The sequence below is a fragment of the Enterococcus sp. MSG3299 genome, from assembly GCF_050555765.1.
GTDB classification, from domain to species: Bacteria; Bacillota; Bacilli; order Lactobacillales; family Enterococcaceae; genus Enterococcus; species Enterococcus faecalis.
Genome location: NZ_CP187869.1, coordinates 2,664,101 through 2,686,024, shown reverse-complemented (window position 1 = coordinate 2,686,024; position 21,924 = coordinate 2,664,101). Strand labels below are relative to the sequence as shown.

Annotated in this window: 14 protein-coding genes, 1 pseudogene and 1 riboswitch; of the genes and pseudogenes, 10 read left to right on the top strand and 5 right to left on the bottom strand. The window is 41.2% G+C overall.

The window, feature by feature from the left end; genetic code table 11:
- Positions 1-255 precede the first annotated feature (255 nt).
- Positions 256-4,062 carry a WxL domain-containing protein gene (locus IGL23_RS13170; protein ID WP_033594230.1) on the top strand — a complete coding sequence of 1,269 codons (3,807 nt, stop codon included), beginning with the start codon at positions 256-258 and terminating at the stop codon, positions 4,060-4,062.
- Between the two features lie 189 nt (positions 4,063-4,251).
- On the opposite strand, the gene pepG1 is transcribed toward IGL23_RS13170, so the two are convergent.
- The 3 genes and pseudogenes from pepG1 to IGL23_RS13155 form a co-directional block, all read right to left on the bottom strand.
- Entirely contained in the window at positions 4,252-4,395 is a 144-nt protein-coding gene (gene pepG1, locus IGL23_RS13165) for a type I toxin-antitoxin system toxin PepG1 (RefSeq protein WP_277813408.1), read from the bottom strand.
- Between the two features lie 235 nt (positions 4,396-4,630).
- Positions 4,631-4,775 (bottom strand): annotated as a pseudogene (locus tag IGL23_RS13160) (putative holin-like toxin).
- 328 nt (positions 4,776-5,103) lie between these two features.
- Positions 5,104-6,720, bottom strand: a complete 1,617-nt coding sequence (locus tag IGL23_RS13155) for a phosphatase PAP2/LCP family protein (RefSeq protein ID WP_002372620.1) — start codon at positions 6,718-6,720, stop codon at positions 5,104-5,106.
- Between the two features lie 91 nt (positions 6,721-6,811).
- A riboswitch (M-box (ykoK) riboswitch) is annotated at positions 6,812-6,978 on the bottom strand.
- A 429-nt stretch (positions 6,979-7,407) separates the two neighbouring features.
- Between IGL23_RS13155 and IGL23_RS13150 the strand changes: the two genes are divergently transcribed.
- Positions 7,408-8,046, top strand: a complete 639-nt coding sequence (locus IGL23_RS13150; RefSeq protein WP_002375448.1) for a lytic polysaccharide monooxygenase — start codon at positions 7,408-7,410, stop codon at positions 8,044-8,046.
- A gap of 166 nt (positions 8,047-8,212) precedes the next feature.
- Here IGL23_RS13150 and IGL23_RS13145 read toward each other — a convergent pair whose 3' ends face one another.
- Positions 8,213-9,220, bottom strand: coding sequence for a biotin--[acetyl-CoA-carboxylase] ligase (locus IGL23_RS13145; RefSeq protein ID WP_033594232.1), 1,008 nt, complete (start codon positions 9,218-9,220; stop codon positions 8,213-8,215).
- A gap of 138 nt (positions 9,221-9,358) precedes the next feature.
- Here IGL23_RS13145 and IGL23_RS13140 point away from each other — a divergent pair, with 138 nt between their 5' ends.
- The 5 genes from IGL23_RS13140 to rpoC all read left to right on the top strand — a co-directional run bounded on the left by IGL23_RS13140 (position 9,359) and on the right by rpoC (position 18,122).
- The gene (locus IGL23_RS13140; protein ID WP_002354768.1) at positions 9,359-9,574 is read left to right on the top strand and encodes a zinc ribbon domain-containing protein; all 216 of its coding nucleotides are present in this window, start codon (positions 9,359-9,361) and stop codon (positions 9,572-9,574) included.
- 171 nt (positions 9,575-9,745) lie between these two features.
- Positions 9,746-9,976, top strand: a complete 231-nt coding sequence (mazE, locus tag IGL23_RS13135) for a type II toxin-antitoxin system PemI/MazE family antitoxin (protein ID WP_002354773.1) — start codon at positions 9,746-9,748, stop codon at positions 9,974-9,976.
- A complete protein-coding gene (locus IGL23_RS13130; RefSeq protein ID WP_002360937.1) occupies positions 9,976-10,317 on the top strand; it encodes a type II toxin-antitoxin system PemK/MazF family toxin in 342 nt (113 codons plus the stop codon). Before mazE ends, IGL23_RS13130 begins: the two co-directional genes overlap by 1 nt.
- Before the next feature lie 370 nt (positions 10,318-10,687).
- The gene (gene rpoB / locus IGL23_RS13125; RefSeq protein ID WP_033594233.1) at positions 10,688-14,302 is read left to right on the top strand and encodes a DNA-directed RNA polymerase subunit beta; all 3,615 of its coding nucleotides are present in this window, start codon (positions 10,688-10,690) and stop codon (positions 14,300-14,302) included.
- 166 nt (positions 14,303-14,468) lie between these two features.
- Complete coding sequence (rpoC, locus tag IGL23_RS13120) at positions 14,469-18,122, top strand: DNA-directed RNA polymerase subunit beta' (protein ID WP_002354777.1); 3,654 nt, start codon at positions 14,469-14,471, stop codon at positions 18,120-18,122.
- A 48-nt stretch (positions 18,123-18,170) separates the two neighbouring features.
- Here the strand turns inward: rpoC and IGL23_RS13115 are convergent, their stop codons facing one another.
- A complete protein-coding gene (locus IGL23_RS13115; protein WP_033594234.1) occupies positions 18,171-18,863 on the bottom strand; it encodes a prepilin peptidase in 693 nt (230 codons plus the stop codon).
- A gap of 108 nt (positions 18,864-18,971) precedes the next feature.
- On the opposite strand from IGL23_RS13115, the gene IGL23_RS13110 reads away from it, so the two are divergent.
- The 3 genes from IGL23_RS13110 (at position 18,972) to IGL23_RS13100 (ending at position 21,890) form a co-directional block, all read left to right on the top strand.
- Positions 18,972-20,492, top strand: a complete 1,521-nt coding sequence (locus IGL23_RS13110) for a gluconokinase (protein ID WP_430619661.1) — start codon at positions 18,972-18,974, stop codon at positions 20,490-20,492.
- Positions 20,493-20,575: 83 nt separating this feature from the next.
- On the top strand, positions 20,576-21,295 hold the full coding sequence (locus IGL23_RS13105; protein ID WP_033594236.1) for a DUF5105 domain-containing protein: 720 nt from the start codon (positions 20,576-20,578) through the stop codon (positions 21,293-21,295).
- A gap of 127 nt (positions 21,296-21,422) precedes the next feature.
- Positions 21,423-21,890, top strand: coding sequence for a Dps family protein (locus IGL23_RS13100; RefSeq protein ID WP_002354782.1), 468 nt, complete (start codon positions 21,423-21,425; stop codon positions 21,888-21,890).
- Positions 21,891-21,924: the final 34 nt, after the last annotated feature.

The window sequence follows — 21,924 nt, the reverse complement described above, 5'->3', positions numbered from 1 at the left end:
TTGATAAATATTAAGGAGATTTTCCGAAAATCAAGAGAAAAATAGTGAATCCGCTTGGTGTTTGAGCGATTTTTTGGTAAAAAAGTTGCTCTTCTGCCTTGGTATAACAGGAATCATTGGAAAAGTCGGTTAGCTGTATTAAAATTTGAAATTTCAGGGAGTAATTTTTTTGATAGAATAATATATAAATTTAAATTAAAAAAATTGTACATATAACAATTAGCAATAAAAACAATACATAAAAAGGAGAATCACATGAATCGAAAATGGCAAAAGATACTCACAACCGCTGTGTGTTGTTCCTTATTAATCAGTCCATTTAATGGCATTTCTGCAGTTGCCGAAACACTGGTTGCAGAAAAGACAAGTGATAACGACCCTCTAAGTGAACAACCGTCAAGCGATAGTCAGGAAAAGGCAGCTAGCGGTGCAATTCCTTCATCAGAAACCGCTACAGAACAAGTCACAATAGAATCTCCTCAGCAGAAGCTAGAGGAGCCGCAACTGCCACCAGCAGAAGAGCAGATTGAACAGGACACCGCGGAAGCAATGCCAGCGCCTGTTAAAGAAATTCAGGAAGCGCCTACGAAGCGAGAAAGTCGTGCCGTTAAAACGGCGGATATTCCTGAAAAAACCTATAAAATGGCTTTTATTGATGAAAATGGTTTGTTTATTGATCCTGCCAAAGTAACATTTGCAGCCGATGTTACGAAAGTCGAAATGAAAGCAGGTACTACAACAAAAGTGGGAACTGTTACGACTAGTAATCTGGGGAATTTTAAGCTAATGACAGTGCCAAAAGTCACGCTTCCTGATGATGATGCCACGAAAGATAATGGCTTTTCGGGTCTGACCAATCATCAAATTATGTTGCCATGGCAATATGATGCCCCTAAGACAACCCCGAATAATTTTTATCAAGGCCCCGATACAACAACCTTTCCTCTGGCAATTTCCCATCAACTACTGATTGACAGTGGTGAAGATTTTCTAACAGAAACAACGGGTGTTCGTTTTAACATGTTTTCTGCGGGAATGCCCAAGCAATTTAGGACTCAATTGCATTATTGGGCCGATGATACGCAAAAAGTCAAATTTGCTGCTGGCTACAATATGGGAGCGACTGTAAATAAGAACAGTTACTTTACAACCGATGATACGATTTATTATTATGTACCCAACAGACGGGTTAATATTTATTATAATGACATGACACCAGCCGCTTTACCTGCGTATCCTACAGGGTATAATGCCAGCCTTTCAAAAACATTGGTTGATTCAGACGCGTTTCACTACAAAGCACCTAAGGCGTTTCCAGCAACTTACTCTTCTGGGAATCGTTATTTTCGATTTAAGGGCTGGTACAAAGGGGCAGTAAGACCAGCGGATCCGAAAGCTGTTAAATTAGAAACATCATTGACGCCAGAGTTTGATGTCACTTACGATGGTGCCGACAATTTATATGTTTTTTATGATGAAGTGAAAGAAATGACCACTACTATTCCAGAAGTTACCTATAAGTTTGGCTTTGTTGATGAAAAAGGGGCGCTTGTTGCGCCAACGAATGTAGACATTCAGGCGAACTTAACAACTGTCGAGGATAATGTGGTCCAGAAGGTGGGGACTGTTACAGGCGCTAATGCAGGTAATTTAAAACAGTTAACCGTTCCTAGCCAAACACTAACCTATGTACCTAAAATTAAAGTTTCTACTTCTGGGGTAACCGATTTTCGTTTGACTATTCCCAAGCGCTATCAAATCCCAACAGTCACACCTGGTTCATTCTACACTGGCTCAACGACCGCCTATCCTTTGGCGACAACGTTGTTAAGATATATTAGTGGTCAGGCAGATGAACGGATAACAACGGATGGTACTCGTTATAGTTTATACAATTTACCGACGCCTCATAGCTATCGTATGTACAGAAGTAATTGGCTACCTGATGTTACCAAAACGGTATATAGTGCAGCTTTAAGTATGGCATCGACGGAAGCTCAGCCAACGTATTTCACGACAGATAACACGATGTACTATTTCTTAGAAAACCGCCGCGTCACTGAACACTATGTTGATGAAGCAGGCGCTGAGGTACCAATGCCTACAGGCTTCACGCAAGGGAATCAAACGGTGATTGACAGTGATACTTATCATTTTAAATTGGCGAAGGAATTGCCGTTTAGTTATTTTTTAAACAATAAAGCTTACCGATTTAAAGGCTGGTATAAAGGCAAAACCAAGCCTAAGGTGTTAGAAACGAGTCGAACGCCTGAGTATGATACAACGTTTGACGATAACGATGATTTAACCGTTGTTTACGAAGAAATTAAATACGGCGGAAATACGGTGACATTTGGTTTTGTTGGGGAAGATGGGCAATTGCTTCAGCCGACAGGGTTTCAGGTGACTACGGATATTGTTGAAACAATCGATGGGCTGAGTACGGTTTTAAGTAATGTTTCAGCTGTCGACAGTACAGGCAACGTTAAAACTTTGACGATCCCGCAAAAGGAATATGTATTGACTCCCCAGATGAATTTCTATGGAACAAAAAATTCATTGATTACGATTCCAAGACAATACCAAGAAATTTCTTTTACCAAACCTGCCAACTACCAAGGACTAGATTATCCAGTTGCAGGGCGTGTTGAGAATATGTTTAGTGGTAATCCGTATGATGCGGGGGCACAACCACCTTACTTTTCTGCTTCGAAAGTCAAAGCCAATCAATACAAAATAATTGAGTTTCATTGGAAAGAAGAGCCTACACAAAGTTTCTCTAGTTTGTACAAAGCTACGTTAATTCGAAGTAGCGTGGCACCAACAGGCGTAGAAATGTATCCTAATAAGCCAATCTATTACTATGCGACCAATCGCCGAGTGACTGAAAACTTTGTAGATAAATCTGGCGCCAAAATCACGCCACCTCAAGGATTTACGCAAGGGAATCAAGTCACAGTCACCAGTGATCCTTTTACTTATACTGCTTCAAAAGCTTTACCAAGCGTTTATGCGGCTGGGGCAAAAACCTATAAGTTTGTTGGTTGGTATAAAGGAACCGCCAAGCCAACGACCTTAAAGACAACGGCTACGCCAACTTATCAGGTGGATTTTGATGATAATGACGATATGACGGCGGTCTATGAAGAAGAAACGCCGACTGCTGCTTTAACTTTGACCAGCACCAACCGTGTCGTGAATAATGGCGATAGTGTAGATTGGGTGGCAACACTGAAAAATACCAGCCTGGCACCACTTAAAACGCTGACAGTGAAACCAGCGACTACTTGGCCTGCAGGAATTGGTACGCCGACGTCACTTTCTGTCCAATTGGACGGACAAGCACCGAAAATTTATCCAGTAACGGCGACAACTTGGGCTCAAGGAATCAGCTTAACAGGTCTCGAAATTCCCGCTGGACAAACAGCCAACGTGACGCTTGTTGGCACCGAAATTTCAGGAACATCAGACCAACGCTTGACGGCAACCCTTGATGTTACAGGAAATTTTGCGACAGTGAGCGCTGCGGATGCGGTACGTCTGACAGATACAACCCAAGGAACAATTACACCAACCGCAGAAGGCTTTATCAGCGTGCCAACCTTTGATTTTGGAAAAATGAATATTGCTAGTAAAACGCAACAATCAGGCTTGAAAAAAGCGGCCGATTACTACGAAAATGGTACACGCAATCCTTACTTGCGAATTAAGAAAAATCAACCGAATTGGCAGATGACAGCGCAACTATCTCAACCGAAAGCAACCACAGATAGTCTGCCAACAGCGACTCGTTTATTGTTAGGTCCTGCGAATGTTTCAAGTTTTACAAATTATAACGAAGCAACTGAACAAATCAAAGCAGTTGGTAAGACTAGTTCTTTGAGCTTAACGGCGAATAATGTGGCAACCAGTGTTGTCGCAAACCAACAGTTCACAGGTAGTGACGTCTACCAACTGGATTTTACGTTTGAAAACATTAAATTAGAAGTGCCAGCCAATCAAGGAACCAAAGGACAACAGTACAATGCTGCGGTCACTTGGAATTTAGTGACTGGTCCCTAAAATAAAAATGCCCGAGCCTTTAAATAGGAGGCTTGGGCATTTTTTATTGATGGTCTTTTTAGGGTTGTTGTGCTATAATGATAAAGAAAAGAGAGATATGCTTCCAACATATCTCTCTGATGTAGAGCCGTTTAAGACGGTGACCAATTTTATTATTTAAAAATAACCGTGCTTGGTCAAAGTAGACGGTTATTTTTTCTTGTCATTTTTAAGCAATTTCACAATCAGCGCAATCAAAGCAATGGTAAACATACCAAACCCAAGAATTGTCTGAATTGTTTCATATGCTGACAAAAGGCCTCTCCTTTCTGTGAATTTCGGAAATACGTGCATACGCATCACCTCTCTTTCAGATTGGATAGCCACCGCCATAACTTCTCTACACATACATTATACCATGTGGTGCTAAAAAATAATTAGTTTACAATATATTTTTTTAGGTAATTGTGCTATAATAGCAATGAAAAGAGAGGTATGCGCCAACATACCTCTCTAGTGTAGAGCCGTTTCAGACGGTAGCGATTTTTAGTGATTTATAAAAAATAACCGTACTCGCTAAAGTTGACGGTTATTTTTTATTGTCTTCTTTAACAGCTTTTAGGATTCCGAAGATTAACGTTGCGATAAAAGAGCCGAAACTAATCATCAGAGCTAAAGCTTCTGCGATAGACAAAAGGCCTACTCCTTTCATAGATTTTAGCACTTACATTCATAAGCACCACCACCGAAAGGGGAAAGTCTCTGCTCCTACGCTTCTCACTTCGTTGCGATTCTCGTCGCAAAGCGCATGTTCCTGTACGCTTGCCTCCACCATAACTTCTCTACAATTTTATTATACCATGTAGGGCTAAAAAATAATTAGTTTCCAATATATTTTTTAGGTAATTGTGCTATAATAAAAAAAGAAAGAGATGCGGAAACATCTTTTTCTATTGTCAAACCGTTTAAGAACGGTGACAAAAATTAATATTTTTGAAATGACCGTCTAACTAGCCAAAGTAAGCAGCGCCCCTTTCATTAAGGGGCGCTGCTTTTTAGTCGTTATTGCGATTGTTCAGTGTCTTTCGTAGAGAGGTTCATTTGTTCTTTGATGGCATTTTCGACACGTTGGCGTTCACTCTCTTCCACAAGTTGATAAGAAATACCTTCAATCCCTGTCACGCCATCGCCAGTGTAATCGTAGCCTTTTAATTGATCGGTTTCAATCGTTTTTAGTGCGGGGGTGTATTTTTTTAGCATCGCCATCATTTGGTCAAAGGACAAGTCGGTTTCTCCATGTTCGCCGATTACGTCCAGAATTTCTTGATATTTTAGCAAGCTGTTAAAAGAAAGTAGCTTGTTGGTTAATTCGATTAAAACTTCTCGTTGGCGGCGTTGACGACCATAGTCGCCTTCAGGGTCTTCGTAACGCATGCGCGCGTATTGTAAAGCTTCCCAGCCACCTAAATGCTGTTTGCCTTTCGGATAATGAATCCCTTCAGCGTCAAAAGCAAAGGCATTGTCAACAGTGACGCCGCCCACCGCATCGCCAAGGTCCTTCATAGCATCCATATCAATTGAAAAGTAATGATTGATTGGGATGTGCAAGACATTTTCAACCGTTTTGATTTGCATATCGGCACCACCGAAAACGTGGGCCGCATTGATTTTATTGTATTCGCCATTGGTGCCAGCCATTTCCACATAGTAGTCACGCGGGATGCTAGTGATGGTAGTTTTTTGTAATTGATTATTCACTGTAACCACCATTAAGGCGTTGGAGCGGTAATCGGTTTTGCGTTTTGAGTCATTCGCAATTCCCATAATTAAGAAACTAACCGGCTCACCTTTGGCTAAATCGGGACTCTTCGTGGAAGATTTTCTTGGTTTATACATGGTGTTCGCCGTTTTTTGCAAATTACGATACATGCTGACGCCGTAAGCCGAAACAGAAAGTGTACCTAAAAATAAAAGGGTTAAACTGAAGACCACGAATAAACTTTTTCTTTTACGAGAATGGCGGCGCCGGCGTTGTGTCGGTACTTCTGCTTCCTCTGGTTCAGGTGCCGGCAAATAACGTTGGACAATTTGAAATGAAAAGTTGATCCAGCTATAACTTAGGAGCATCCCAGCAATGACATCACTAGGATAATGAACGCGTAAGATTAAGCGACCTAACACAATCAAAACTAAATAAGTGAGTAAGAAAATTTTGATGCCTTTGGTTTTTTCGACATGAAGATAGGCCAAAATGATCAAAATCGTACAGACCAGCGCCATTGCTAACAATGAATGTCCGCTGGGAAAGCTAGCAGAGCTTCGATCAGCTAAAGCGCCTAGGTTTGGTCGAGCCCGACCCACCACATGTTTAAAAACGCTCCCTAAAAAGCCGACAGCTAATAGGTTACTGACAGCCCAAAAGGCTAGGATTTTTTCTTTTTTGCGTAAAAGGTATACCATCAATAATAAGAAGAATAGCAGCATTGGTCCAATTGTGGCTGTTTTTGCTAACAGATTGACCGCTGTTAAAAGTGGGGCATTTAATTGCCATTTGATGTGATAGATAGCTTCGTCCATTTGTTGAAACCAATTTGGACTAGCCGCCACTAACAAAGTGAGGAAAGTAAAACCAAGCGTTGTTAGGGCATAAAGTGGAAATTTTTTATTCGATGTTTGCATGAGAATCCCTTTCTTTTTCCCTTGAAAGAGTAGACTAAGCCAGCATCGATCGTAAATAAGCGCTTGCGACTAAACAGGACACAGCAAGCCAATCGGTTCTCATCGTCTGAGCTTTAGCACTATCCAACGTAAAGATTTCTCTTAGCTATTTTTAGAAGAGCCTTAATTCGACCATTCCTGTTTTACACATTGGTGTCTTTCGACATTTCTGCGCAATAGCCTATGTTTGGATAGGAGCCTCACCTAACAAGGTTATTTTATCTAACGCTAGAAGTATAGAATTTATGCAGCGGTTCTCACAATGAAGTTTAAGAAAATTTATTGTTTTTTAAATAAATTTAAAGGTGTGGGGAAGTGAAGCAGTTAAAAAAACAGTACTTGAGCATTCTAAAAAAAGAGTGGGCAAGGCTGTTCTCGGTTAAACGCTATAAATAGTTGGGTGTTCAATAATGATAAATTAAAAAACAAACATTTTTTATAAGAGTGCTATAAGTTTTTCTCAGTAAAAAAGGCGGACAGTTGCTATTGAATTGCTAGTTCATTTAAAATAAATATGTCGACAATAATTGTGCACAAAGTTGATGGTCGCTATCGAAAAAGTAAAAATGATGTTGTGGAGATTTTACGTTTCAGTTGATTAAGATTACATGTTTTTTGAAGGGTTTTGCTTATAAGGGAGCGATATACATGAAAAAAATGATGTTATTCATAATTGCAGTAGGCGCAACGATGATCAGTGTTTTTGCTTTAGGAGATGCACAGCAGAGTTATGCACACGGCTATGTTGATAGCCCAGTCAGTCGAGTCAAAAATGCGGAAGCAAACGGATTTGGATGGGGACCTGGTCAAGACAGCTCACAGCCAGAAATTATCACGACACCCCAAGGAATTGAAGCGCCAACTAAATTATTAGACACGGGTCAATTAAATGGAAGGTTGCCTTCAGCTGGATTAGCAAGCTATTCCAAACTAGATGAACAAACAGCCACTCGTTGGGTAAAAAGTAATATAACAACAGGAGAGAATAATTTTAAATGGGTGATGACGGCAAAACATAAGACCAATCGTTTTAGATACTATATGACGAAACCTGGATGGAATCCTAATGCACCATTAACGATGGACGAAATGGAACTGATTGGCATAGTAGGGCAACCAATCGGTCAAGATTTACCTCCTGGTCAAGGATTTATGGTCAATGATACAGAAACACACAGAATAAATATTCCCGCTGATAGGAAAGGATACCATGTTATTTATGCCGTTTGGGATATCAATGACACGATTAATTCATTTTATCAAGCGATAGATGTTAATGTTCAATAATCAGGTATCAAGATAATGCGGCTGAGACAAAAGTGCTTAGCGCCGAGAAATAAGAAGAAATTTCCGAAGGGGCTGCTTTTGTTCAGCTGATTATCTTCAGAAGAAGAAAGAGGGACATCAGTCGATACGACTGATGTCCCTCTTTCTTCTTTCTAAATTTCCCCACTTATCCTCGACGCCATTCACCAATCTGGTCCAAACTAATTTCCCCAGAAGACAACGTTTTGGCCGTGCCATCAGGCAACTGGACAATCAATTCTCCATTTCCATTAATGGTTGTCGCAACGCCGCGGAAGTCTTGCCCATTTTGGGTAAAAGCGACGTCTTTGCCGATCACAAAGGAGCGTTGTCGGTATTCTTCTAAAAAGTCTTTCGTTGAACGTTCGTCTGTTGAACGTTCGTCTAAAATTTGATAAAAATGATTCCAAATGTTGGCGACTAATTCATTTCGCGTCGCTGTCGGTTCACCATCTGGGAAAAGGGAAGTCACTTTCTGCCGAATGTCCTCAGGAAATTCGGTTTCTGTAATTGAAAAATTAATCCCCATGCCGATGATAACATTAGAAATCTGCCCTGTTTCCACATTGCTCATGGCTTCAGACAAAATCCCGCAAACTTTTTTGCCATTTAAATAAAGGTCGTTGACCCATTTAATTTCTGTGTGAACGCCTGCCAGAGCATCCATTGCTCGAGCGACCGCTACGGCCATAATCACAGTATATTGAGCGATTTCTTCAAAATTTTGGTTCGGTTGAAGCACCATGCTCATGTAAATCCCTTTACCTGGCGTAGCGAAAAACGGCCGGCCGAACCTGCCCCGCGGCATTTCTTGCATGTCAGCAACAATCAATGTATTGTCGGGCGTCTGGTCTAAAATCGCCCGCTTAGCATCGGTCATGGTAGATTCAGATGTTTCTAGGACGGTAATTGTTAAAGGTGGCGTTTGGGGCCATAATGCCAACTGAATGCCTTCTGCAGAAAGGACATCTGATTTTTCAAGGCGATACCCCTTATTTTGCACGCTAGTAATTTGATAGCCATCTTTTTTCAATTCATTAATCGCTTTCCAAATAGCTGTGCGAGATAAGGATAGACGTTGTGCCATCTCTTCGCCCGAAAGGAATGCGGGCGTTTGTTTCATCAATAAAGTTAGGACTTGGCTTTTTGTCGACATATTTTTTCCTCCGATTCGTTATGCTTATTGTAGCGGAAAGGAAAAGGCTTGGTCAACTAGTGAAAAAATCCAACTTAGGATGGAGGAAAATGAAGCAGGCGTTTGTTATACTTATTTTATTGAGAAGGAGTGAGGGGAATGGAAAAGCAACAATATGTTTGTGAGAAATGTGGCAACATGCACTATGTATCGGACCAATTTCAAGCAACAGGTGGGAACTTTGCGAAAATTTTTGATGTTCAAAATAAAAAATTTATTACAATTAGCTGTACCCAATGCGGCTACACCGAACTTTACCGCAGCCAAACAAGCGGCGGCATGAATGTTCTAGACTTTTTATTAGGTGGCGGTTAGTCAAAAACGAATGCATCTTTGCATTCGTTTTTTTGTGTGAATAGGAAGATAGGAGAAAATGCGTAATTATTTATTACGCATTATATAGTAAACTCAGTCACATTAAGTGTGATTTAAAATTCTTTCCATCATTGCAAAGGCATAGTATAATGAAGCGAAGGGAGTGATTTCATGCTAACAACTAAATCAAGAAGACAAGGAAGCTCGGTCGTTTTAACTTTACCCACTGATAATGGTAAAAAACCAAAAGTCGACCAAGAATATATTGTGATGTATTCTGACGACGGTACAATTACATTAGTCCCTAAAATTCAGGATCCATTTAGTGAAGGTCCAGAAGGTGAGTATTATGAAAAAGATGAGTGGCATGATCTTGCACCTGAGGGGAGAGAACTTTTTTAATGAACGTTGAAAAGAAGTACATTCCTAAAAAAGGAGATATTGTATGGATTGATTTTGATCCTGCTGCAGGTAAAGAAATTCAGAAGAGACGCCCTGGTTTAGTCGTGTCAAGATATGAATTTAATCGGAAAACCATGTTTGCTGTGATTTGCCCGATTACTTCCACCATTAAAAATATTCCCACTCGATATACGTTGCCCGATGACATAGAAACCCATGGGCAAGTAGTGATCTCACAACTGAAATCTTTGGACTTCACTGAAAGAAAATTAAGTCAAATTGAGCATTTGCCATTAAAAGATATGGCGAAAATTGACCAAATAATTGAATATATTTTCTAGTTGTTGAAAAAATGCGTAATTATTTATTACGCATTTTTTCATTAAAACCCTTTACAAAAAAACTCCTTTTTATGAAAAAGAAAACCTTAAAGAAACCCTTGACTTTTCTAGACAAAGGTAGTAGAATCTATAGAGCAAAAACTATCTGAAAGTGACGAAGCAGGAGCGAAATATTGTCCGTTCCGGTTTTTTATAGGAAAACAAAAGTAGAAACGCCAGAAAATTTTTCGGAAGCATGTTCTATTTTTGGTTTTTTTTTGCTTAAAAACTGCAAAAAATGCTTTTTGTTACATATATTTAATATATGTAACGTAAATGTAATTTTTCGGATCGGTGTTTTGATAGACTTATAACTAGAGGGGTGAAGAGCTTGGCTGGACACGTAGTAAAATACGGAAAGCATCGCGAACGTAGAAGTTTCGCACGTATCAGTGAAGTATTGGAATTACCAAATTTAATTGAAATCCAAACAGACTCTTATCAATGGTTTTTAGATGAGGGACTTCGTGAAATGTTTGAAGACATTTTACCAATTGATGATTTCCAAGGAAACTTATCCTTAGAATTTGTTGACTATGAATTAAAAGAACCAAAGTACACAGTAGAAGAAGCCCGCGCACATGATGCCAACTATTCTGCGCCATTACATGTAACATTACGTTTAACTAACCGTGAAACAGGTGAAATTAAATCCCAAGAAGTCTTCTTCGGCGATTTCCCATTAATGACAGAAATGGGTACCTTCATCATCAACGGGGCAGAACGTGTTATCGTTTCCCAATTAGTTCGTTCTCCAGGTGTTTACTTCCATGGAAAAGTGGACAAAAACGGCAAAGAAGGTTTTGGCTCAACAGTCATTCCTAACCGTGGTGCATGGTTAGAAATGGAAACAGATGCGAAAGACATTTCTTATGTTCGGATTGACCGCACACGTAAAATTCCTTTAACTGTGTTAGTTCGTGCTTTAGGTTTCGGTTCAGATGATACCATCTTCGAAATTTTCGGCGACAGCGAAAGCTTACGCAACACAATTGAAAAAGATTTACACAAAAACGCAAGTGATTCTCGTACAGAAGAAGGCTTGAAAGACATTTATGAACGTCTTCGCCCAGGCGAACCAAAAACAGCAGATAGCTCACGTAGCTTGTTAACTGCACGTTTCTTTGATCCAAAACGTTATGATTTGGCAAACGTTGGTCGCTACAAAGTTAACAAAAAATTAGACTTAAAAACACGTCTCTTAAACTTAACCTTAGCTGAAACGCTAGTTGATCCAGAAACTGGTGAAATCATTGTCGAAAAAGGCACGGTTTTAACACACCAAATCATGGAAACATTAGGCGAATACATTGACAACGGCTTAAACAGCGTAACTTACTATCCAAGTGAAGATGCGGTAGTAACTGAACCAATGACAATCCAAGTGATTCAAGTTCTTTCACCAAAAGATCCTGAACGTATCGTAAATGTGATTGGTAACGGCTATCCAGACGACAGCGTAAAAACAGTTCGTCCAGCAGATATCGTTGCTTCAATGAGCTACTTCTTCAACTTAATGGAAGATATCGGCAATGTCGATGACATCGACCACTTAGGTAATCGTCGTATCCGTTCAGTAGGCGAATTATTACAAAACCAATTCCGTATTGGCTTAGCCCGTATGGAACGTGTGGTTCGTGAAAGAATGTCTATTCAAGACACAGAAACATTGACACCACAACAATTAATCAACATCCGTCCAGTGGTAGCAAGTATCAAAGAATTCTTTGGTTCTTCACAGTTATCACAGTTCATGGACCAAACAAACCCATTAGGTGAGTTAACCCATAAACGTCGTCTATCAGCCTTAGGGCCTGGTGGTTTGACTCGTGACCGTGCCGGTTATGAAGTTCGTGACGTTCACTACTCTCACTATGGTCGTATGTGTCCAATTGAAACGCCTGAGGGACCAAATATCGGGTTGATCAATAGTTTATCTAGTTACGCAAAAGTGAATAAATTTGGTTTCATCGAAACGCCTTATCGCCGTGTTGATCGTGCGACAGGCCGTGTTACTGATCAAGTAGATTACTTAACAGCAGACATCGAAGACCATTATATCGTAGCGCAAGCGAACTCACTTTTAAATGAAGATGGCACATTTGCCAATGATGTTGTTATGGCGCGTCTACAAAGTGAAAACTTAGAAGTTGCCGTAGACAAAGTTGACTACATGGACGTTTCACCAAAACAAGTAGTCGCAGTCGCAACAGCATGTATTCCTTTCTTAGAAAACGATGACTCCAACCGTGCCTTGATGGGTGCCAACATGCAGCGTCAAGCGGTGCCGTTAATTCAACCACGCTCTCCGTGGGTAGGTACAGGTATGGAATATAAATCAGCCCATGACTCAGGTGCTGCTTTACTATGTAAACATGACGGTGTCGTAGAATTCGTCGATGCAAAAGAAATTCGCATTCGTCGCGACAATGGCGCATTAGACAAATATATGGTTACAAAATTCCGTCGTTCTAACTCAGGAACAAGCTACAACCAACGCCCAATTGTTCACTTAGGTGAAAAAGTTGAAAAAGGCGATACTTTAGCGGATGGACCTTCTATGGAAGAAGGCGAAATGGCTTTAGGGCAAAACGTCTTAGTTGCCTTCATGACATGGGAAGGTTACAACTACGAGGATGCCATTATCATGAGCCGTCGTTTAGTTAAAGACGATGTCTACACTTCTGTGCATATTGAAGAATATGAATCAGAAGCACGTGATACAAAATTAGGACCTGAAGAAATTACCCGTGAAATTCCAAACGTTGGGGAAGACGCATTGAAAGACTTAGACGAAATGGGGATTATCCGCATTGGTGCTGAAGTTCAAGATGGCGACTTACTAGTTGGTAAAGTCACACCTAAAGGGGTCACAGAATTATCTGCAGAAGAACGTTTATTACACGCAATCTTCGGGGAAAAAGCCCGCGAAGTTCGTGACACGTCTCTCCGTGTACCTCACGGTGGCGGCGGTATCGTTCATGATGTGAAAATCTTTACTCGTGAAGCTGGCGATGAATTATCACCAGGTGTCAACATGTTAGTTCGTGTCTATATCGTTCAAAAACGTAAAATTCACGAAGGAGATAAAATGGCGGGACGTCACGGAAATAAAGGGGTTGTTTCCCGTATTATGCCGGAAGAAGATATGCCATTCTTACCTGACGGAACACCTGTTGATATCATGTTGAACCCATTAGGGGTACCTTCTCGTATGAATATCGGACAAGTACTTGAATTACACTTAGGTATGGCTGCTCGCCAATTAGGTATTCACGTCGCAACACCTGTTTTCGATGGGGCAACCGATGAAGATGTTTGGGAAACTGTTCGTGAAGCTGGTATGGCTAGCGATGCTAAAACAGTTCTTTACGATGGACGTACAGGTGAACCATTTGATAACCGTATTTCCGTTGGTGTCATGTATATGATTAAATTAGCCCACATGGTTGATGACAAATTGCATGCTCGTTCAATCGGACCTTACTCTCTTGTTACGCAACAACCGTTGGGTGGTAAAGCTCAATTCGGTGGACAACGTTTCGGGGAAATGGAAGTTTGGGCACTGGAAGCTTACGGTGCTGCTTACACATTACAAGAAATCTTAACTTACAAATCTGATGACGTTGTCGGACGTGTGAAAACATACGAAGCCATCGTTAAAGGTGAACCAATTCCAAAACCAGGTGTGCCTGAATCATTCCGAGTATTAGTGAAAGAATTACAATCACTTGGTTTAGACATGCGTGTCTTGGACATTGAGGAAGCTGAGATTGAGTTACGCGATATGGACGATGACGATGATGATTTAATCACCGTTGACGCACTAACCAAATTTGCGGAACAACAATCAGCGAAACAGCTGGAAAAAGAAGCAGAATCAGTCGTGAAAGAAGAAGCACAAGACGTTGTTCAAGAAATTGAAACAGCCGAAGACAGAGACTAATTTGTCGCTACCACTCTGATGAGTTGATTCAACTGCGACTTTGTTGCAACTGCGCAAGCCATTACTTGTTCCAAGTGTCGTCAGACCTTCTTTCAAGTGATGCTTGCCATTTGCTAACAAGTTGCTGACTCAGCTTCTCTAAATAAGGAAATGGAGGGAATTCCTTTTGATCGATGTAAATAAATTCGAAAGTATGCAAATAGGGCTTGCTTCACCAGAAAAGATCAGAAGCTGGTCTTATGGGGAAGTTAAAAAACCCGAAACAATTAACTACCGTACATTAAAACCCGAACGTGAAGGGTTATTCTGTGAACGCATTTTTGGTCCAACCAAAGACTGGGAATGTGCTTGTGGTAAATATAAACGTATCCGTTATAAAGGTATTGTCTGTGACCGTTGTGGCGTTGAAGTCACTCGTTCAAAAGTACGTCGTGAACGTATGGGACATATTGAATTAGCCGCACCAGTTTCACATATCTGGTACTTTAAAGGAATTCCATCTCGGATGGGTCTTGTTTTAGACATGAGCCCTCGTGCATTGGAAGAAGTCATTTATTTTGCTTCATACGTTGTCATCGAACCAGGTGACACAACATTAGAGAAAAAACAATTGTTAACGGAACGCGAATATCGTGAAAAACGTGAACAATATGGCCAAGCCTTCAAAGCTGCTATGGGTGCCGAAGCCGTGAAACAATTATTAGATAACGTCGATTTAGATGGCGAAGTTGCGCAATTAAAAGAAGAATTAAAAACAGCTTCTGGTCAAAAACGGACACGTGCCATCCGTCGTTTAGACATCTTAGAAGCCTTCCGTGCTTCTGGTAACCAACCAAGCTGGATGGTAATGGATGTTATCCCAGTTATTCCACCAGATTTACGTCCGATGGTTCAATTGGAAGGTGGTCGTTTTGCAACAAGTGACTTAAACGACTTATACCGCCGTGTTATCAATCGTAACAATCGTCTAAAACGTTTATTAGACTTAAATGCGCCAAGCATCATCGTTCAAAACGAAAAACGGATGTTACAAGAAGCGGTCGATGCTTTAATCGATAATGGTCGTCGTGGCCGTCCAGTTACTGGACCAGGTAACCGTCCATTGAAATCTCTTTCTCACATGTTGAAAGGGAAACAAGGTCGTTTCCGTCAAAACTTACTAGGTAAACGTGTTGACTATTCTGGTCGTTCCGTAATCGTCGTTGGTCCGTTCTTAAAAATGTACCAATGTGGTTTACCAAAAGAAATGGCGATTGAATTATTCAAACCATTTGTAATGCGTGAATTAGTACAACGTGAAATTGCGACAAACATTAAAAATGCGAAACGTAAAATCGAACGTGGCGAAGATGAAGTTTGGGATATCTTAGAAGAAGTTATCCAAGAACACCCAGTTTTACTTAACCGGGCACCTACGTTGCATAGATTAGGGATCCAAGCTTTCGAACCTGTTCTTGTAGAAGGTCGTGCGATCCGTCTTCACCCATTAGTGTGTGAAGCCTACAATGCCGATTTTGATGGAGACCAAATGGCGGTTCACGTGCCTCTAAACGAAGAAGCACAAGCAGAAGCTCGTATGTTAATGCTTGCTGCCCAAAATATCTTGAACCCGAAAGATGGTAAACCAGTTGTTACACCATCTCAAGATATGGTCTTAGGTAACTACTACCTAACAATGGAAGAAGAAGGCCGTGAAGGGGAAGGCATGATCTTCCGCGACATGAACGAAGCTGTTTTAGCATGGCAAAATGGCTACGTGCATTTACACTCACGGATTGGGGTTCAAACAACACTTTTAGGTGACAAACCATTTACTGATTGGCAAAAAGAACGAATCTTAATCACCACAGTTGGTAAGATCATCTTTAACGAAATCATGCCTGTTGAGTTCCCTTACTTGAACGAACCAACAGACTATAACTTAACTGTTCAAACACCAGATAAATACTTCGTAGAAGCTGGTACAGACATTCCTGCACACATTAAAGAGCAAGAATTAGTTTTACCATTCAAGAAGAAAAACCTTGGAAATATCATTGCTGAAGTCTTCAAGAGATTCCACATTACGGAAACCTCTAAAATGCTTGACCGCATGAAAGACTTAGGTTACAAACACTCAACTTATGCTGGGATGACGGTAGGAATTGCCGATATCATGGTTCTTCATGAAAAACAAGCAATCATTGATGCTGCCCACAAACAAGTTGAAACAATTACTAAACAATTCCGTCGTGGTTTAATTACTGATGACGAACGTTATGAACGTGTAATCGGCGTTTGGAACGGTGCCAAAGATGAAATCCAACAAAAACTGATCGAAAGTATGGAAGCTCGTAACCCAATCTTCATGATGTCTGACTCTGGAGCCCGTGGTAACATCTCAAACTTTACACAGTTAGCTGGTATGCGTGGTTTGATGGCCGCTCCGAATGGACGAATCATGGAATTACCAATCATCTCAAACTTCCGTGAAGGACTTTCTGTCTTAGAAATGTTTATCTCAACTCACGGAGCTCGTAAAGGGATGACCGATACGGCCTTGAAGACAGCCGATTCAGGTTACTTAACACGTCGTTTAGTTGACGTTGCCCAAGACGTAATCATTCGTGAAGACGACTGTGGCACTGACCGTGGTCTTGAAATCGAAGCCATTCGTGAAGGTAACGAAATTATCGAACCATTAGACGAACGTCTATTAGGTCGTTATACACGTAAATCAGTTGTTCATCCAGAAACTGGTGCAATCATCATTGGTGCGGATCAATTAATCACTGAAGATCTTGCCAGAGAAATCGTGGACGCTGGTATTGAAAAAGTAACCATCCGTTCTGTCTTTACATGTAACACAAAACATGGTGTATGTAAGCACTGTTACGGACGTAACTTGGCAACTGGTTCTGACGTTGAAGTCGGAGAAGCAGTTGGTACAATCGCCGCTCAATCAATCGGGGAACCTGGTACACAGTTAACCATGCGTACGTTCCATACCGGTGGGGTTGCCGGTGACGATATCACTCAAGGTTTACCTCGTATCCAAGAAATCTTTGAAGCACGTAATCCGAAAGGGCAAGCAGTGATTACAGAAGTAACCGGTGAAGTTATCGATATTTCTGAAGATCCTGCCACACGTCAAAAAGAAGTAACCATCAAAGGAAAAACAGATACACGTACCTATACTGTCCCTTACACTGCACGTATGAAAGTTGCTGAAGGCGACATCATCCACCGTGGTGCACCGTTGACAGAAGGTTCAATTGATCCAAAACAATTATTACAAGTTCGTGATGTTTTATCTGTTGAAAACTACCTATTACGTGAAGTACAACGTGTTTACCGTATGCAAGGGGTAGAAATCGGCGACAAACATATCGAAGTAATGGTTCGTCAAATGTTACGTAAAATCCGCGTAATGGATCCAGGTGACACTGAAATCCTTCCAGGAACATTAATGGACATCGCAGAATTTAAAGACCGTAACTACGACACATTAGTTGCTGGTGGCGTCCCTGCTACTAGTCGTCCAGTCTTACTTGGTATTACCAAAGCGTCATTGGAAACAAACAGCTTCTTATCTGCTGCATCCTTCCAAGAAACAACACGCGTGTTAACAGATGCTGCTATCCGTGGCAAAAAAGATCCATTACTTGGATTGAAAGAAAATGTTATCATTGGTAAAATCATCCCAGCTGGTACTGGTATGGCTCGTTACCGTAACATGGAACCAAAAGAAGTTGGCGTAGCTAGCGAAAACGTTTATAGTATTTCAGACATTGAAGCACAAATGGCTGCTGAAGATGCGATGAAAAACATCAATAAATAAACCCTAAAAAGCCGTAAGGAGCATGCTCCTTACGGCTTTTTTTATTTGCTATAAGCAACTGATTGTGAGTAAGCCCAAACTTAAAAAGGGGACAAAGGGAAGTGTCTGTTCAACTGGATACCCCAAAAATTTACAGCTGTAGCCATAGATTAGGCCATAACTACTGGCAAAAAATAGTAGCATCAGCAACTGAGGTACCTGTAAAAAACAGCCCCACAAACCCAGTAACAAAAGATCCCCTCGCCCCATGGCTTCCGGAAAATAATATAAGACGGCTCGGAAAAAACAAAAACAAAAAAGACCAGTCAGTAAGTAAAACGAATGCTGACCCGCCACTTTCAGCAAGCAAAGCACAAAAAAACTCGGATAAAGAATCTTCGGTTCAACCACTAAATACCAGTAATCAATCAAGGATAATGTGAAAGCGCTCGTCAGCCACCACCAGAGAATCACAGCGTCAATCGTCAGGCCAGCTGAAAAACAGCTTGCGGTTAAGCTGCCCATGACAAGTTCTGCTAAAAGATAACTCTTAGCTACTGGCTGTTGACACTTTCGACAACGAAAGCGCTGCAGCAAAATCGAAACAACTGGAATTAATTCATAGAGTTGTAGAGGCTGGTGGCAACCTTGACAGTGGGAAGGGGGCCACCACAAAGAACGCCCTACTGGTAAGCGCTCCGCCACTAAGCATAAAAAAGAACCGAAACAGGCACCAATCAAAAAGAGACTTAAGAAAAACATAGGTTACCTCCTTAAAAATAAACTACGCTTTTTTTAAACTTTTTCGTTTGACTAGACAAATCTTTTTTTGTTAGGAATAATAAAAGAAACAAGAAATGAGGGAATCAAATGGAAAAATTAGCGATTGGTGTCGACGTTGGCACCACGCAAGCCAAAGCAGTGGCTTTTCAAGCAAATGGCACAGTCGTAGCTTCTAGCTATGTGCGTTATCCATTAATTCAAGAGACTGAAGGAATGGCGGAGCAAGACCCAGAAACGCTGTTCCAAGCTGTGGTGAACTGTATTCGAACCGTCACACAACAAGTGAAGAATCAACCAATTGGGCTCATTTCTTTTGCTTCAGCGATGCATGGCTTAATTGCCATGGATGCGCAAGGACGCCCATTGACCCAAGTGATTACTTGGGCTGACACACGAGCATCTGATTATGCGGAAGAGTTAAAAGAAACGCCAGCGGCCCAATTGTTTTATCAATTGACAGGCATGCCAGTTCATCCAATGGCGCCTTTGTACAAGATTCGCTGGCTGCAGGAAAATCAGCCAGCCGTTGCGCAGAGCGCGGCCAAGTTTATTGGGATTAAAGACTACATTTTTTACCGTTTCTTTGGCGAATACTGGACAGATTATAGTAGTGCTTCAGGAATGGGTTTATTTAATATTCACACACGGCAATGGGAATCGTCGATTTTAGCGTATTTATCTATTGAGGAGGAACAGTTGCCAAAAGTTGCCCCGTCAACGTTCATTTTTCCAGCGTTAGCGCCTTCTTGGCAAGAGATGCTTGGTGTTGAGGAGGAAACGGTTTTAGTTCTTGGTGGCGCGGATGGTCCATTGTCTAATTTAGGTTTGGGAGCGCTAGGAATGGGTGTAGCGACTTTGACCGTTGGTACGAGCGGCGCACTTCGGTATATTGTCGAAGAACCTTTTTTGCATCCGCAAGGTGAAACGTTTTGTTTTGCTCTAGATGAACAGCACTGGGTAATTGGTGGCGCAAGTAGTAATGGTGCAGTTGCGTTAGATTGGGTGAGCCAAACGATTTTTGCAGAAGAACGTCAGCAAGCTATCCAAAACGGGACCAATCTCTATGACCCAATTATGGCCAAAATTGCAACCGTGCCAGCCGGGGCAAATGGCTTACTGTTTCATCCTTATTTGCTTGGTGAACGAGCACCGCTGTGGAATGCAGAGGCGAGCGCAAGTTTTATTGGCTTGCGCAAAAATCACCATGCCGGACATTTAGCTCGAGCGGTGGTGGAAGGAATCTGTTTCAATTTAAAAACCATTTTAGAGGATTTGAAACAACTCGGTGGACCCGTTCAGGAGATTCGAGCGACAGGCGGCTTTGCTGATTCCCCTGTGTTCCGTCAAATCATGGCTGATGTGCTGGGAGAAACGTTATCGTTCACTGATAGCACCGAAGCTTCGGCATTAGGCGCTGTTTTGCTAGGTTGGCAAGGCTTAGGGCAGTTACCAAATTTGCAAGCAGCGGCGCAACAGGTGCTGATTCATGAAACGGTCACGCCACGAGCGGATCAATTGCTAGTTTATCAAGAACTGTCTCCTGTTTTTCAAGAAACCCAACAAGTTTTAGCACAAAGTTATCAAAAATTAGCAGAATTCCGCAAATAATTGATAGTAAATAGCTTTGACAAATGGCTGAGAAGTTGCTTAACTAGAAGAGAGACAAAGACTTGAGGAAATGAGGATGAGGAATGAAGAAGCAGCTACTACCACTATTTCTGTTATTCATTGGGGCGTTAGCAAGCTGCAGTGCACCGTCTCGTTCCGGCGAAAAAGCAGCGCAACAGTTGGTAGATTACTTTATTTATCAAGAAAAGCCAGCGACATTCTCTCAAACTTTTCGTGAACCGAAAGTCTTGGCGGAGCATTTGCAGACGAGCCGTCAACAGTTCCAGAAGCAATTTTTCAATAGCTTAAAAGAAATGAACGCTGAAGTCACCGAGACTGAAGCCCAGAAGCTTAGCGCAGAATTATTGGCTCAAGTGAAGAAAAAAGCGTCATATCAACTAGTAGCCACGAAAGAATTGAATGGGCAAGCGACAATCACTTTTCAGATTAAGGGCTTAGATTTTGTGACGGCGATTGAAGATACAACCACTGCTCTTCTTCAGCAAACGCAACAGGCGACACAAGCGCTAGACATGCAGCACACGTTAGCCGTTTTAAAAAAAGAAATCCAACAAATCAATGTCAGCCATGAGCCAGTTGAACTGCCATTAACGGTTAAGCAAGTAGAAGGACAATGGTACTTGCCGGCAGCGGAGCAACTGAGACTGAATCAGTTTTTTTTAGCTTTCATCACAGGAAAAGAAGATACTGACCAGTTGACAGAGGCACTCGACACGATCCTCACTCAAGCGGAACAAAAAGTCGTCACTGCGGATGAAAGAACAGCGATTGCAGGAAATTAATTAGATTCTTAATTGTAATTATTATAATTTGATAATAATTTTAAAAAAGAAAGGTTTTCAGTGTACTTTTTTCACAATTCATATTACACTAAGAGTGTAGAAATAATATTTAGGAGGATGACAAAGAATGAAATTTGAAAAAACAAAAGAAATTTTGAACCAACTCGTTGCAGATTTAAGCCAATTTTCCGTGGTAATTCATCAAACACATTGGTATATGCGTGGACCTGAATTTTTAACACTTCACCCACAAATGGATGAATACATGGATCAAATCAATGAGCAATTAGATGTTGTTTCAGAACGTTTAATCACATTGGACGGCTCTCCATTCTCAACATTGCGTGAATTCGCAGAAAATACAAAAATTGAAGATGAAATTGGTAACTGGGACCGCACCATTCCAGAGCGTATGGAAAAATTAGTAGCAGGCTACCGTTACTTAGCAGACCTTTACGCAAAAGGAATCGAAGTTTCTGGTGAAGAAGGCGACGACTGCACACAAGACATTTTCATCGCAAACAAAACAGACATCGAAAAAAATATTTGGATGTTACAAGCCAAACTTGGCAAAGCGCCTGGTATTGACGCATAATTTAAAACAACTCCCAAAGCCGCTGACGTTGACG

What these genes read in the sequence shown, in the direction of transcription:
- IGL23_RS13170 (WP_033594230.1), top strand. Translation starts at nt 256, where the DNA reads ATGAATCGAAAATGGCAAAAGATACTCACAACCGCTGTGTGTTGTTCC.
- pepG1 (WP_277813408.1), bottom strand. Translation starts at nt 4,395, where the DNA reads ATGCACGTATTTCCGAAATTCACAGAAAGGAGAGGCCTTTTGTCAGCA.
- IGL23_RS13155 (WP_002372620.1), bottom strand. Translation starts at nt 6,720, where the DNA reads ATGCAAACATCGAATAAAAAATTTCCACTTTATGCCCTAACAACGCTT.
- IGL23_RS13150 (WP_002375448.1), top strand. Translation starts at nt 7,408, where the DNA reads ATGAAAAAAATGATGTTATTCATAATTGCAGTAGGCGCAACGATGATC.
- IGL23_RS13145 (WP_033594232.1), bottom strand. Translation starts at nt 9,220, where the DNA reads ATGTCGACAAAAAGCCAAGTCCTAACTTTATTGATGAAACAAACGCCC.
- IGL23_RS13140 (WP_002354768.1), top strand. Translation starts at nt 9,359, where the DNA reads ATGGAAAAGCAACAATATGTTTGTGAGAAATGTGGCAACATGCACTAT.
- mazE (WP_002354773.1), top strand. Translation starts at nt 9,746, where the DNA reads ATGCTAACAACTAAATCAAGAAGACAAGGAAGCTCGGTCGTTTTAACT.
- IGL23_RS13130 (WP_002360937.1), top strand. Translation starts at nt 9,976, where the DNA reads ATGAACGTTGAAAAGAAGTACATTCCTAAAAAAGGAGATATTGTATGG.
- IGL23_RS13115 (WP_033594234.1), bottom strand. Translation starts at nt 18,863, where the DNA reads ATGTTTTTCTTAAGTCTCTTTTTGATTGGTGCCTGTTTCGGTTCTTTT.
- IGL23_RS13110 (WP_430619661.1), top strand. Translation starts at nt 18,972, where the DNA reads ATGGAAAAATTAGCGATTGGTGTCGACGTTGGCACCACGCAAGCCAAA.
- IGL23_RS13105 (WP_033594236.1), top strand. Translation starts at nt 20,576, where the DNA reads ATGAAGAAGCAGCTACTACCACTATTTCTGTTATTCATTGGGGCGTTA.
- IGL23_RS13100 (WP_002354782.1), top strand. Translation starts at nt 21,423, where the DNA reads ATGAAATTTGAAAAAACAAAAGAAATTTTGAACCAACTCGTTGCAGAT.